This is a genomic window from Salinivibrio sp. ML290 (genome assembly GCF_001995695.1).
Taxonomy (GTDB): domain Bacteria; phylum Pseudomonadota; class Gammaproteobacteria; order Enterobacterales; family Vibrionaceae; genus Salinivibrio; species Salinivibrio siamensis.
In genome coordinates this window covers 117,683-130,521 of the sequence record NZ_MUEY01000009.1, presented here as the reverse complement: position 1 = coordinate 130,521, position 12,839 = coordinate 117,683, and the positions used below count along the sequence as shown (strand labels likewise).

Here is a 12,839-nt window from a genome sequence, read left to right as displayed (position 1 = left end):
AGGCCTTCTTCACACACGCGGCATGGCTGCATCAGGGTCTCCCCCATTGTGCAATATTCCCCACTGCTGCCTCCCGTAGGAGTCTGGGCCGTGTCTCAGTCCCAGTGTGGCTGATCATCCTCTCAAACCAGCTAAGGATCGTCGCCTTGGTAAGCCATTACCTTACCAACTAGCTAATCCTAACTGGGCCCATCCCAACGCGATAGCTTACATGTAGAGGCCACCTTTGGTCCGTAGACATTATGCGGTATTAGCCGTCGTTTCCAACGGTTATCCCCCTCGTCAGGGCAGGTTCCCAGCCGTTACTCACCCGTCCGCCGCTCGACGTCCAGTAAATCCACCRAAGCTTCAATACTGCCGTTTCCGCTCGACTTGCATGTGTTAGGCCTGCCGCCAGCGTTCAATCTGAGCCATGATCAAACTCTTCAATTTAAGTTTTGGTGTTTGCTTTCCTAAAAGGAAAGACAAACGGCTCGATAAATACTGTTTTGTTCGTCTCTTACGAGACAAACGAATTGACTGTGCCGAACAACTATTAAAGTTGTCGCTTGGTCACTCAGTTCATCGAATAAATCTTTTTGTCTATTCTCAACGAGTGCCCACACAGATTGCATAGGTCAAATTGTTAAAGAGCRTTGACGWTGCGAAGCTGYGCTTCGCTTGGTCAGGGCTGCGTATCTTACGCGCCTTGCCGTTAAAGTCAAGAAGAAAYTTTATCTTTTATTTTCAACCCGCCGGGTGAAATAAAACCTCTTTTTGACTCCCCTAACGCGCTATCTGCGTTAAGTAGGGCGGCATTCTAAAGCGTTTGTGACATCCGTCAATCATTAATTGTTTGTTTTTCCCTAAGCGGTCTATTTTTGTCCGATATCGCCTTTTTTGGTCAATTAAACCTCGTTTTGCTTCCTAAGCATTAAAAATTGTCATTTATGCTGCAAATTTTGTTCTTTGTACCCCGACCTCTTGTATGAAAGGAGACAAGCATCGGAAACCTATCAGGGATTTTGCCCTATACAAGCCTAGGCTAGATAAAGAAAAAGCCAGGCGAGTTGCCTGGCTTTTCTGGGTGCTGCTTATAAGTAATAAAACTTATTCTGCAGCTTGCTCAGCGTCTTGCTCTGGGCGATCAACAAGCTCGATGTAAGCCATTGGGGCTTTATCACCAGAGCGAACACCGCATTTCAGAATGCGAGTGTAACCGCCAGCACGTGAAGCAAAACGTGGGCCGAGTTCATTAAACAGTTTCGCTACGACTTCGTCGTTACGAGTACGAGCGAATGCTACACGACGGTTAGCAACACTGTCGTTTTTAGCTAAGGTAATCAACGGTTCAATGACGCGACGCAGCTCTTTTGCCTTCGGCAAAGTTGTTTTGATAACTTCGTGAGTTACCAGCGAGCTAGCCATGTTGCTGAACATCGCTTTACGATGGCTGCTGTTGCGATTGAGTTGACGACCACTCTTACGATGGCGCATGACCTAATCCTTCTAACTAAATAATCAGTCTCTGATTAATCTTCAGCAATAGATGCTGGCGGCCAGTTTTCTAGGCGCATACCTAGAGACAGACCACGTGATGCCAGCACGTCTTTAATTTCAGTCAAAGACTTCTTACCAAGGTTTGGCGTTTTCAGAAGCTCAACCTCGGTACGCTGTACCAGATCACCGATATAGTGAATCGCTTCTGCTTTCAAACAGTTAGCAGAGCGAACAGTTAGTTCAAGATCGTCTACAGGACGCAGTAGGATCGGATCGAACTCTGGCTTCTCTTCTTTCTCCTCAGGGACACGTACATCGCGCAGGTCAACAAACGCATCTAGCTGTTCTGCTAGGATGGTTGCCGCACGGCGAATCGCTTCCTCAGGATCCAGTGTACCGTTAGTTTCCATATCGATGACCAGCTTGTCGAGGTCAGTACGCTGTTCGACACGCGCTGCTTCCACTTTGTAAGCAATGCGATCTACTGGGCTGAACGTTGCGTCAACAAGTAGGCGACCGATTGGACGCTCGTCGTCTTCGCTATCGATACGCGCAGACGCTGGTACATAGCCACGACCACGTTCTACCTTGATACGCATGCTAATTTCAGCGCTTGCATCAGTCAGGTGGCAGATAACGTGTTCTGGGTTCGCAATCTCAACACCACCATCATGGGTGATGTCGCCTGCAACAACAGGGCCTGCACCAGACTTGGTCAGAGTAAGGATAACTTCATCTTTACCCTCAACCTTAACGGCTAGGCCTTTAAGGTTAAGTAGGATTTCCAGGATATCTTCCTGAACCCCTTCTTTGGTGCTGTACTCGTGCAATACGCCGTCAATTTCAACTTCCGTCACCGCACAGCCTGGCATAGATGAAAGTAGGATACGACGTAGCGCATTCCCCAGAGTATGGCCAAAACCACGCTCTAGAGGTTCAAGAGTTACTTTTGCGTGCGTCGAGCTAACTTGTTCAATATCAACTAGACGCGGCTTAAGAAATTCTGTTACAGAACCCTGCATTATGTCCTCTCTTTAGTTCAGCTTTACTTAGAGTAAAGCTCGACGATCAGGTGTTCGTTGATGTCAGCAGACAAATCAGAACGCTCTGGTAGGCGCTTGAATGTGCCTTCCATCTTCTTGCTGTCTACTTCGATCCAAGTTGGCAGTTCGCGTTGAGCGGCAACTTCTAGAGCTGCTTTGATACGCGCCTGGTTCTTAGCTTTCTCGCGAATGCTAATCACGTCGTTTGCCGAAACCTTGAAAGAAGGTACGTTAACTACTTTGCCGTTAACTAGGATCGCTTTGTGGCTTACCAGCTGACGTGATTCAGCGCGAGTTGCGCCAAAGCCCATGCGGTAAACTACGTTGTCTAGGCGACCTTCAAGAAGCTGAAGCAGGTTCTCACCTGTATTACCCTTGATGCGGGCAGCGTCTTTGTAGTAGTTACGGAACTGCTTTTCCATTACGCCGTACATACGACGTACTTTTTGCTTCTCGCGAAGCTGAACGCCATAGTCAGACAGACGGCCGCGACGCTGACCGTGAACGCCTGGGACGTTATCGATTTTACACTTGGTATCAATCGCGCGTACGCCTGACTTAAGGAATAAGTCAGTGCCTTCGCGACGGCTAAGCTTCAGCTTAGGACCCAAATATCTTGCCATGATCTTTCTCCAATATTCTAAGAAACAGCGCTAGTGCGTATTAAACGCGGCGTTTCTTAGGTGGACGACAACCGTTATGCGGGATTGGCGTCGCATCAACAATGTTAGTGATGCGGAAGCCCGCTGCGTTCAAGGCACGAATAGTAGACTCGCGACCTGGACCTGGACCTTTAACCATCACTTCGAGGTTTTTCAGGCCGTACTCTTTTGCCATTTCACCACAACGCTCTGCAGCAACCTGCGCAGCGTATGGAGTTGACTTACGAGAGCCACGGAAACCTGAACCACCGGCGGTCGCCCATGCCAGAGCGTTGCCTTGACGGTCAGAAATCGTCACGATTGTGTTATTGAAAGACGCATGAATGTGCGCGACGCCATCAGCGACTTGCTTGCGTACGCGTTTGCGTGCACGAGTTGCTTGTTTAGCCATAGTACTTATCTACCCCGATTATTTCTTGATCGGCTTGCGCGGACCCTTACGGGTACGAGCATTGGTCTTCGTACGCTGACCACGTAGTGGCAAGCTGCGACGATGACGAATACCGCGGTTACAACCAAGGTCCATAAGACGCTTGATGTTCATGGAAATTTCACGACGTAGATCGCCTTCTACGGTGTACTTAGCGACACCGTCACGCAATTGGTCGATCTGTTCTTCTGATAGTTCACTGATCTTAGTGCTTTCAGCAATACCTGCATCAGCTAAAATAGCTTGAGAGGTGGTTTTGCCGACGCCGTAAATCGCAGTCAATGCGATAACAGCATGCTTTTGATCAGGAATGTTAATGCCTGCTATACGGGCCACTATTCACTCCTAGTACTTTTCAAGTAGAACCGCTGCAGAGCCCGTCGAGGATACGCAGCGGCATAACCACTTCTTTTGCACATACAAAAGGTGGGCTGGCTAATGTAGCCAGCCTGACCTCATTTTGCAAGAAAAATATTCTGCTATTAGCCTTGGCGCTGCTTGTGCTTTGGCTCACTGCAGATCACACGAACGGTACCGTTACGCTTGATCACTTTACAGTTACGGCAGATTTTCTTAACGGAAGCACGAACTTTCATTGCTAAACTCCGTAAATAGACAACCTATTAGCGGCCGTAGCCTTTGAGGTTGGCTTTTTTCAACACGGACTCATATTGTTGAGACATCAAATGAGTCTGAACTTGAGCCATAAAGTCCATGATTACGACTACTACGATGAGTAGTGATGTACCACCAAAGTAGAAGTGGACATCCCACGCAATCATCATGAACTCGGGGATCAGACAGATAAAGGTAATATACATGGCACCTGCGAGGGTTAACCGTGTCATTACTTTATCAATGTATTTAGCAGTCTGCTCACCCGGGCGAATACCAGGTACGAACGCTCCTGACTTCTTCAAATTATCTGCTGTTTCTCGCGGGTTAAACACCAACGCTGTATAGAAAAAGCAGAAGAAGATAATCGCTGCCGCATAAAGTATTACGTACGCTGGTTGCCCCGGACTCAGTGCCAATGACACATCGGTTAGCCAGCTTGTTTGATCACCCTTACCAAACCAGTTAGCAAGCGTGCCAGGGAACAAAATAATACTTGATGCAAAAATCGCAGGAATAACGCCTGCCATGTTGATCTTAAGTGGCAGGTGCGTGCTTTGCGCTGCAAAGACACGGCGACCTTGTTGCCGCTTGGCGTAGTTAACGACGATACGACGTTGACCACGTTCCATAAAGACCACAAAGTAGACGACCGCCAATACGATCACTGCGATACCTAGCAAGAGAAGCGGAGACATGTCGCCTTGACGCGCTTGCTCTATTGTCTGTCCAATTGCGGGTGGCAGACCCGCGACAATCCCGGTGAAAATGATCAGCGAGATACCGTTACCTATACCACGTTCCGTAATTTGCTCACCTAACCACATTAAGAACATGGTACCTGTGACCAAACTGACAACCGCAGTAAAGTAAAACGCAGGACCTGGATTAATCACCAGACCTGGCATCATACTCGGTAACCCAGTCGCGATTCCAATTGCTTGGAAAGTTGCCAACACCAGCGTGCCGTAGCGGGTATACTGACTGATCTTACGACGGCCAGATTCGCCCTCTTTTTTCAACTCCGCTAATGCGGGGTGAACCACTGACAATAACTGAACAATAATCGACGCCGAAATATACGGCATAATGCCCAGTGCCAGTATCGAAGCACGCTCAAGGGCACCACCAGAGAACATGTTAACCAAGTCAATGATGGTCCCTTGTTGCTGTTCGAACAGATCGGCAAGTACAGCAGCGTCAATACCAGGAATTGGCACAAAAGAGCCGGCACGGAATACCAATAATGCCATTGCTACAAAAAGTAGGCGGCTTTTTAGCTCCGCGACTCCGCCTTTTGCACTACTGAAGTTTTGTCCTGGTTGTTTTGCCATCTGTACCTCGTCCTCGAGCTAAATTATTCCTCGATTTTACCGCCTGCAGCTTCGATTGCCGCTTTAGCGCCTTTAGTGACACGAACACCTTTCACGGTCACTGAGCGAGCGATTTCGCCAGACAGTACGATTTTCGCCGTACGAGTGTCTTGTGCGATAACATTCGCTGCTTTCAGTGTTTCAAGGCTTACCACGTCACCTTCAACTTTTGCCAGCTCGCCGAGACGAACTTCAGCAGAAGTGAGGCCTTTACGCGAAGTAAAACCGAATTTTGGCAGACGCTGTTTCAAAGGCATTTGACCGCCTTCGAAACCTGGGCGTACTGAACCACCTGAACGTGATTTCTGACCTTTGTGACCACGGCCACCGGTTTTACCCAGGCCTGAACCAATACCACGGCCTACACGCTTCGCAGAAGGCTTTGAGCCTGCAGCCGGAGATAGAGTATTCAAACGCATGTGATTACTCCTCCACTTTAACCATGTAGTTGACTTTGTTGATCATACCGCGCACGCACGGTGTGTCTTCAAGTTCAACAGTGTGGTTGATGCGACGTAGGCCCAAGCCACGCAGGGTCGCTTTGTGCTTCGGCAAGCGGCCGATAGCGCTACGAGTCTGAGTTACTTTAATTGTCTTAGCCATGTCGTATTACCCCAGAATTTCGTTGACAGGCATGCCACGTTTCGCAGCTACCATCTCTGGAGACTTCGTACCACCCAGACCATCAATCGTTGCACGAACGATGTTGATTGGGTTGGTCGAACCGTATGCTTTCGCCAGAACGTCTTGAACGCCTGCTACTTCAAGCACGGCACGCATCGCACCACCGGCGATGATACCTGTACCTTCTGATGCTGGCTGCATGTACACTTTTGAACCAGTGTGGCGGCCTTTAACAGCGTGGTGCAGAGTACCGTCTTTCAGCGCGATAGTAATCATGTTACGACGCGCCTTTTCCATTGATTTTTGGATCGCAGCAGGTACTTCACGGGCTTTACCGTAACCGAAACCTACGCGACCGTTACCATCACCTACCACAGTCAGGGCAGTGAAGGTAAAGATGCGACCACCTTTAACCGTTTTAGATACACGGTTTACAGCGATCAGCTTCTCATGCAAATCACTTTGTTGTTTATCGTTAGCCATCTTCCACCTACCTTAGAATTTCAGACCAGCTTCACGGGCAGCATCTGCCAGTGCAGCCACACGGCCGTGGTATTGGAAACCGGAACGGTCAAAAGCAACGGCTTCGATGCCTTTTTCCTTCGCTCGCTCAGCAATGATCTTACCCACGGCTGCAGCGGCGTCTTTGTTACCGGTGCTCTTCACTTGCTCACGGATCGCTTTTTCTACGGTAGAAGCGGCTGCGATAACTTCCGCGCCGTTACCAGCGATAACCTGTGCGTACACATGACGTGGAGTACGGTGTACCACCAGGCGAGTCGCACCCATTTCCGCGATCTTGCGTCGTGCTTTGGTCGCACGACGGATACGAGATGCTTTCTTATCCATAGTGTTACCTTACTTCTTCTTAGCTTCTTTAGTACGCACAGCTTCGTCAGAGTAACGAACGCCTTTGCCTTTATAAGGCTCTGGCTTGCGGTATGCGCGAATATCAGCAGCCACCTGGCCAACTGCTTGTTTATCAGCACCGCTGATAACAATTTCAGTTTGGCTTGGGCATTCTGCCTTAACACCCTCTGGCAGAGCGTGCTCAACCGGGTGAGAGAAACCAAGTGTCAGGTTAAGTTTGTTACCTGCAACGTTTGCACGGTAACCAACACCTTTCAGGATCAGTTTCTTGGTAAAGCCTTCTGTAACACCAACAACCATGCTGTTAACTAGTGCGCGCGCGGTGCCAGCATGAGCCCATGCTTTAGCGTGCTCCACACTTGGTGCGAAGGTAATGGTGTTCTCTTCTTGGTTTACTGACACCATATCGTGAAGCGTGCGGCTAAGTTCGCCTTTGCTTCCTTTTACAGTGATTTCCTGACCGTTAAGTTTCACCTCTACGCCGGCAGGAACTACGACAGGTGCTTTTGCAACACGAGACATTTCCTACTCCTTATTAAGCTACGTAGCAGATGATTTCACCGCCCAGACCCGCTTTGCGAGCTGCGCGATCGGTCATCAAACCTTTCGAAGTTGATACAACAGCAATACCAAGGCCACCCATCACTGAAGGCAACTCATCTTTCTTTTTGTAGATGCGCAGGCCTGGACGGCTAACACGTTGGATTTGCTCGATAACTGGTTTAGATTCGAAGTATTTCAACGTCACTTCCAGTTCAGGCTTTGCGTCGCTGTTTACTGCGACGTCAGCCACGTAACCTTCTGCTTTTAGTAGCTCAGCAATTGCCACTTTTAGCTTTGACGAAGGCATTTTAACAGCAACTTTCTTTGCTGCCTGACCGTTGCGTAGGCGGGTCAGCATATCCGAGATCGGATCTTGCATGCTCATAAGTCTTTACTCCCGTGATTCAATTACCAGCTTGCCTTACGCAGACCCGGAATCTCGCCTTTCATGCAAGCTTCACGAACCTTGATTCGGCTTAGGCCGAATTTGCGTAGGTAGCCATGTGGACGACCAGTCTGGTTACAGCGGTTACGCTGACGAGACTTCGCAGAATCACGTGGTAGCGACTGAAGCTTCAGGACTGCGTCCCAACGCTCTTCGTCTGACGTGTTAACATTCTTAATGGTCGCACGCAGGTTGTCACGCTTTTCAGCATAACGGGCTGCGAGCTTCGCACGTTTTACATCACGTGCTTTCATCGATTTTTTAGCCATAACAGTAACCCTTCACCTTACTTACGGAATGGGAAGTTAAAGGCAGCCAGCAGAGCTCGACCTTCCTCATCTGTACCTGCGGTGGTAGTGATAGTAATATCAAGACCACGGATACGATCGACTTTGTCGTAGTCAATCTCAGGGAAGATGATTTGCTCGCGAACGCCCATGCTGTAGTTACCGCGACCGTCGAACGCTTTCGGGTTCAGACCACGGAAGTCACGGATACGAGGAACTGCGATAGCGATCAAACGCTCAAAGAAGTCCCACATACGCTCGCCACGTAGGGTTACTTTACAACCAATTGGGTAGCCCTCACGGATCTTGAAGCCTGCGACTGATTTACGTGCTTTAGTGATCAGCGGCTTTTGACCAGAAATTGCGGTCATATCAGCTGCTGCGTTTTCAAGCAGTTTTTTGTCGTTCAGAGCTTCGCCCACACCCATGTTAAGGGTGATCTTTTCGATCCCTGGGACTTGCATGATGCTTTTGTAACCAAATTGCTTAGATAGCTCAGCTACAACTGTCTCTTTGTAGTAATCATGCAGTTTCGCCATTGTACTACTCCAGAATTACTTAATAGTTTCGCCATTCGACTTGAAGAAACGCACTTTTTTGCCGTCTTCAAATCGGAAGCCTACACGGTCACCTTTACCAGCAGCTGCGTTAAAGATAGCCACGTTTGAAACGTCAATAGCGGCTTCTTGTTCAACGATGCCACCTTGAGTGCCCAGAGCCGGAACCGGCTTCTGGTGTTTCTTCACGAGGTTAATACCTTCAACGATAACTTTACCGGTCGGTAGAACCTTAGATACTTTACCTTTCTTGCCTTTGTCTTTACCGGCAAGAACGATAACTTCGTCGTTACGACGGATTTTAGCTGCCATGAGATCGCTCCTTACAGAACTTCAGGCGCCAGAGACACAATTTTCATGAACTTCTCAGTACGAAGTTCGCGTGTCACAGGGCCAAAGATACGTGTGCCGACTAGTTGCTCGTTCGTGTTGTTCAACAACACGCAAGCATTGCGGTCGAAGCGAATGACAGAGCCGTCTGGACGACGTACGCCTTTACGGGTGCGAACTACCACCGCCTTAAGCACATCACCTTTTTTCACTTTACCGCGTGGGATTGAATCCTTAACGGTAACTTTGATGATGTCGCCAACGTGGGCGTAACGACGGTGAGAGCCACCCAGAACCTTAATACACATTACACTGCGAGCGCCGGAGTTGTCGGCTGCGTCCAGCATACTTTGCATTTGGATCATTGTTAGTGCTCCGCTGTTATTACATCTAGACCCATCTCGGGTCGGGCTGCCTTTTTACAAGGGCGGCGAATAATAACACTATTTTGACCAGATGGGTAGATAAAAAATAAACGGCCCCCCAAATGAGAGCCGTTTGACTTATTATTGTATGAAAAATCGCTTAGATGCGTGATTTTTCAACAACGCGAACCAATGTCCAAGACTTTTGCTTAGAGATTGGACGACACTCACGAACCTCGACAGTGTCACCTTGGTTACACTGGTTTGATTCATCGTGTACATGTAGCTTACTCGTGCGCTTAATGTACTTACCGTAGATTGGGTGTTTCACAAAACGCTCGATAGCAACGACGATAGTTTTATCGCCTTTGTCGCTGATAACGCGACCTTGCTGAGTGCGGATGTTCTCGCTCATTATGCGTTAGCCTTCTCAGTCAGTACGGTTTTTACACGTGCGATATCGCGACGAACAGCTTTAAGAGTGTGAGTTTGCTGAAGTTGGCCAGTAGCCGCTTGCATGCGCAGGTTAAACTGCTCACGTAGCAGACCCATTAGCTCTTCGTTCAGCTGCTCAGCAGTCTTTTCACGTAGTTCTTGTGCTTTCATCACATCACCGCCTTAGTTACGAAAGTGGTTTTGATCGGTAGCTTACGTGAAGCTAATTCAAACGCTTCGCGAGCCAGTGATTCAGGAACACCATCCATTTCGTACAGGACCTTGCCTGGTTGGATTTGGGCAACCCAGTAATCTACTGAACCTTTACCCTTACCCATACGAACTTCCAACGGCTTACCAGTAATTGGTTTGTCAGGGAAGACACGAATCCAGATTTGGCCTTGACGTTTAATGTGACGAGTCATCGCACGACGAGCCGCCTCAATTTGACGCGCAGTGATACGACCGCGACCAACAGCTTTCAGGCCATAGGTACCGAAGCTTACGTCAGTACCGTGCGCCAGACCGCGGTTACGACCTTTAAAAGTCTTGCGGAACTTAGTACGTTTTGGTTGAAGCATCGATAGACTCCTTACTTACGGCCTTTACGCTGCTTCTTCGGCTTGTCAGCCTTTTGCTCAACTTCAGCCATTCCACCTAGGATCTCACCTTTGAAGATCCAGGTTTTAATGCCGATTACACCGTACTGGGTGTGAGCAGAAGAAGTTGCGTAATCAATGTCAGCACGAAGGGTGTGCAGTGGCACACGGCCTTCACGGTACCACTCGGTACGAGCGATTTCAGCGCCGCCAAGACGGCCGCTTACTTCTACTTTGATACCTTTGGCACCTAGGCGCATAGCGTTTTGTACCGCGCGCTTCATCGCACGACGGAACATAACACGGCGCTCTAGCTGTGATGCGATGCTGTCGCCAACAAGTTGCGCATCTAGCTCAGGCTTACGTACTTCAGCGATGTTGATTTGCGCTGGTACACCGGCTAGTTTTGCAACGTGAGCGCGCAGCTTCTCAACATCTTCACCTTTCTTACCGATAACCACACCAGGACGTGCAGTGTGAATAGTCACACGAACACTCTTAGCAGGACGCTCGATAACGATGCGAGAGACTGACGCTTTTTTCAGTTCATTGTTCAAGAACTGACGTACCTTAAAGTCGCCGTCTAGGTTGTCAGCGAAATCTTGGTTATTAGCAAACCAAGTGGAATTCCAAGGCTTAACAATGCCAAGACGAATACCATTAGGATGTACTTTTTGACCCATTGCTTTATCTCCTCGTCTCTTAGCGGTCTGCTACAACAACAGTGATGTGGCTAGAACGCTTCAAGATGCGATCGGCACGGCCTTTTGCACGAGGCATAATACGCTTCATGATTGGGCCTTCATCAACGAAGACTTTGGCGACGCTTAGATCGTCGATATCCGCACCTTCGTTATGCTCGGCGTTTGCAATAGCAGATTCCAACACTTTCTTAACCAGGTCAGCAGCTTTTTTGTTGCTGAAAGTCAGTAGTTCCAGTGCTTGTGCTACGTCTTTACCGCGCACTTGATCCGCAACCAAACGTGCTTTTTGAGGCGAGATACGAGCAAAGCGATGTTTAGCAATAGCTTCCATTTCTTACCCCTTAACGCTTCTTAGCTTTCTTATCAGCAGCATGGCCGCGATAAGTACGTGTTGGTGCAAACTCGCCCAGCTTGTGACCGATCATTTCTTCAGAAACGAAAACGGGTACGTGCTGACGACCATTATGGACAGCGATGGTCAATCCGATCATCTGTGGGATGATCATTGAACGACGGGACCAAGTCTTTAAAGGCTTCTTGTCACCGCTTTCCACCGCTTTCTCTACCTTCTTCAGCAAGTGCAGGTCAATAAAAGGACCTTTCTTGAGAGAACGTGGCATGGCTTATCCTCTGATAATAATTACTTGTTACGACGACGTACGATGTACTTGTCGGTACGTTTGTTCTTACGGGTCTTGAAGCCTTTAGTTGGCATACCCCAAGGTGATACTGGATGACGACCACCTGAGGTACGGCCTTCACCACCACCGTGTGGGTGGTCAATCGGGTTCATTGCAACACCACGTACGCTTGGACGTGCGCCTTTCCAGCGCGCGGCACCGGCTTTACCCAGTTCGCGTAGCATGTGCTCAGAGTTACCCACTTCACCAAGAGTCGCACGACCTTCAGCAAGAACCTTACGCATTTCACCGCTGCGCAGGCGGAGTGTGACGTACGCGCCGTCACGAGCTACGATTTGCGCATAGGCACCCGCAGAACGAGCTAACTGACCACCTTTACCAGGCTTAAGCTCGATATTGTGGATAGTAGAACCCACTGGGATGTTACGCATTGGCAGGGTGTTACCTACCTTGATAGCTGAATCTGCACCAGATTGGATCTGATCACCGGCTTTTAGGCCTTTTGGTGCGATGATGTAACGACGTTCACCGTCCGCATACAGTACAAGCGCGATGTTTGCACTACGGTTCGGATCGTACTCGAGACGCTCAACTTTCGCTGGGATACCGTCTTTAGTACGTTTAAAGTCAATTACACGGTAATGATGCTTGTGACCACCACCGATGTGACGCACTGTGATTCGACCGTTGTTATTGCGACCACCAGACTTAGAGTTTTTCTCTAGCAGTGGTGCATATGGTTTACCTTTGTACAGATCATGGTTAACCACTTTAACAAGGTGACGACGACCCGGTGAAGTCGGCTTACATTTGATAATAGCCATTTGCTTTTACTCC

The 12,839-nt window shown here is 48.9% G+C and carries 24 protein-coding genes and 1 rRNA gene; all 25 read right to left on the bottom strand.

Annotated features, from left to right (window positions below; all coding sequences use genetic code 11):
• A 16S ribosomal RNA gene (locus BZG23_RS10350) occupies positions 1–432 on the bottom strand; the annotation flags it as partial.
• Positions 433–1,089: 657 nt separating this feature from the next.
• On the bottom strand, positions 1,090–1,476 hold the full coding sequence (gene rplQ / locus BZG23_RS10345) for a 50S ribosomal protein L17 (protein WP_046074810.1): 387 nt from the start codon (positions 1,474–1,476) through the stop codon (positions 1,090–1,092).
• A gap of 35 nt (positions 1,477–1,511) precedes the next feature.
• Positions 1,512–2,501: a DNA-directed RNA polymerase subunit alpha gene (locus BZG23_RS10340; RefSeq protein WP_046074809.1), complete on the bottom strand. Its 990-nt coding sequence runs from the start codon at positions 2,499–2,501 to the stop codon at positions 1,512–1,514.
• A 23-nt stretch (positions 2,502–2,524) separates the two neighbouring features.
• A complete protein-coding gene (gene rpsD / locus BZG23_RS10335) occupies positions 2,525–3,145 on the bottom strand; it encodes a 30S ribosomal protein S4 (protein ID WP_046074808.1) in 621 nt (206 codons plus the stop codon).
• A 40-nt stretch (positions 3,146–3,185) separates the two neighbouring features.
• Positions 3,186–3,575 (bottom strand): 30S ribosomal protein S11, encoded by a 390-nt coding sequence (gene rpsK / locus BZG23_RS10330; RefSeq protein ID WP_021024486.1) that lies wholly within the window; start codon positions 3,573–3,575, stop codon positions 3,186–3,188.
• A gap of 18 nt (positions 3,576–3,593) precedes the next feature.
• The gene (gene rpsM, locus BZG23_RS10325; RefSeq protein ID WP_046074807.1) at positions 3,594–3,950 is read right to left on the bottom strand and encodes a 30S ribosomal protein S13; all 357 of its coding nucleotides are present in this window, start codon (positions 3,948–3,950) and stop codon (positions 3,594–3,596) included.
• Between the two features lie 146 nt (positions 3,951–4,096).
• Entirely contained in the window at positions 4,097–4,210 is a 114-nt protein-coding gene (gene rpmJ / locus BZG23_RS10320) for a 50S ribosomal protein L36 (RefSeq protein WP_021024484.1), read from the bottom strand.
• Between the two features lie 27 nt (positions 4,211–4,237).
• Positions 4,238–5,563, bottom strand: coding sequence for a preprotein translocase subunit SecY (secY, locus tag BZG23_RS10315; protein WP_046074806.1), 1,326 nt, complete (start codon positions 5,561–5,563; stop codon positions 4,238–4,240).
• Positions 5,564–5,586: 23 nt separating this feature from the next.
• Complete coding sequence (rplO, locus tag BZG23_RS10310; RefSeq protein ID WP_046074805.1) at positions 5,587–6,021, bottom strand: 50S ribosomal protein L15; 435 nt, start codon at positions 6,019–6,021, stop codon at positions 5,587–5,589.
• Positions 6,022–6,025: 4 nt separating this feature from the next.
• A complete protein-coding gene (gene rpmD, locus BZG23_RS10305) occupies positions 6,026–6,205 on the bottom strand; it encodes a 50S ribosomal protein L30 (protein WP_046074804.1) in 180 nt (59 codons plus the stop codon).
• Between the two features lie 6 nt (positions 6,206–6,211).
• Positions 6,212–6,709, bottom strand: a complete 498-nt coding sequence (gene rpsE / locus BZG23_RS10300) for a 30S ribosomal protein S5 (RefSeq protein ID WP_046074803.1) — start codon at positions 6,707–6,709, stop codon at positions 6,212–6,214.
• A gap of 12 nt (positions 6,710–6,721) precedes the next feature.
• A complete protein-coding gene (rplR, locus tag BZG23_RS10295) occupies positions 6,722–7,075 on the bottom strand; it encodes a 50S ribosomal protein L18 (RefSeq protein ID WP_021024479.1) in 354 nt (117 codons plus the stop codon).
• A gap of 9 nt (positions 7,076–7,084) precedes the next feature.
• The gene (gene rplF / locus BZG23_RS10290; RefSeq protein WP_069362267.1) at positions 7,085–7,618 is read right to left on the bottom strand and encodes a 50S ribosomal protein L6; all 534 of its coding nucleotides are present in this window, start codon (positions 7,616–7,618) and stop codon (positions 7,085–7,087) included.
• A gap of 13 nt (positions 7,619–7,631) precedes the next feature.
• Positions 7,632–8,024, bottom strand: coding sequence for a 30S ribosomal protein S8 (gene rpsH / locus BZG23_RS10285; protein WP_046074800.1), 393 nt, complete (start codon positions 8,022–8,024; stop codon positions 7,632–7,634).
• A 23-nt stretch (positions 8,025–8,047) separates the two neighbouring features.
• Positions 8,048–8,353, bottom strand: coding sequence for a 30S ribosomal protein S14 (rpsN, locus tag BZG23_RS10280; protein ID WP_046074799.1), 306 nt, complete (start codon positions 8,351–8,353; stop codon positions 8,048–8,050).
• Positions 8,354–8,370: 17 nt separating this feature from the next.
• Positions 8,371–8,910, bottom strand: a complete 540-nt coding sequence (gene rplE, locus BZG23_RS10275; RefSeq protein WP_021024475.1) for a 50S ribosomal protein L5 — start codon at positions 8,908–8,910, stop codon at positions 8,371–8,373.
• 15 nt (positions 8,911–8,925) lie between these two features.
• Positions 8,926–9,240, bottom strand: coding sequence for a 50S ribosomal protein L24 (gene rplX / locus BZG23_RS10270; RefSeq protein ID WP_021024474.1), 315 nt, complete (start codon positions 9,238–9,240; stop codon positions 8,926–8,928).
• Between the two features lie 11 nt (positions 9,241–9,251).
• Positions 9,252–9,623: a 50S ribosomal protein L14 gene (gene rplN, locus BZG23_RS10265; protein WP_046074798.1), complete on the bottom strand. Its 372-nt coding sequence runs from the start codon at positions 9,621–9,623 to the stop codon at positions 9,252–9,254.
• 160 nt (positions 9,624–9,783) lie between these two features.
• Positions 9,784–10,038: a 30S ribosomal protein S17 gene (gene rpsQ / locus BZG23_RS10260; protein ID WP_046074797.1), complete on the bottom strand. Its 255-nt coding sequence runs from the start codon at positions 10,036–10,038 to the stop codon at positions 9,784–9,786.
• Positions 10,038–10,229 carry a 50S ribosomal protein L29 gene (gene rpmC, locus BZG23_RS10255; RefSeq protein WP_046074796.1) on the bottom strand — a complete coding sequence of 64 codons (192 nt, stop codon included), beginning with the start codon at positions 10,227–10,229 and terminating at the stop codon, positions 10,038–10,040. Before rpmC ends, rpsQ begins: the two co-directional genes overlap by 1 nt.
• A complete protein-coding gene (gene rplP, locus BZG23_RS10250) occupies positions 10,229–10,639 on the bottom strand; it encodes a 50S ribosomal protein L16 (RefSeq protein ID WP_021024470.1) in 411 nt (136 codons plus the stop codon). The genes rpmC and rplP overlap by 1 nt, the downstream gene beginning before the upstream one ends.
• Before the next feature lie 11 nt (positions 10,640–10,650).
• On the bottom strand, positions 10,651–11,340 hold the full coding sequence (gene rpsC, locus BZG23_RS10245; RefSeq protein ID WP_046074795.1) for a 30S ribosomal protein S3: 690 nt from the start codon (positions 11,338–11,340) through the stop codon (positions 10,651–10,653).
• 19 nt (positions 11,341–11,359) lie between these two features.
• Positions 11,360–11,692, bottom strand: a complete 333-nt coding sequence (gene rplV / locus BZG23_RS10240) for a 50S ribosomal protein L22 (RefSeq protein WP_046074794.1) — start codon at positions 11,690–11,692, stop codon at positions 11,360–11,362.
• A gap of 10 nt (positions 11,693–11,702) precedes the next feature.
• A complete protein-coding gene (gene rpsS / locus BZG23_RS10235) occupies positions 11,703–11,981 on the bottom strand; it encodes a 30S ribosomal protein S19 (RefSeq protein WP_021024467.1) in 279 nt (92 codons plus the stop codon).
• A gap of 20 nt (positions 11,982–12,001) precedes the next feature.
• Complete coding sequence (gene rplB, locus BZG23_RS10230) at positions 12,002–12,826, bottom strand: 50S ribosomal protein L2 (protein WP_077578275.1); 825 nt, start codon at positions 12,824–12,826, stop codon at positions 12,002–12,004.
• Between the last annotated feature and the right edge of the window lie 13 nt (positions 12,827–12,839).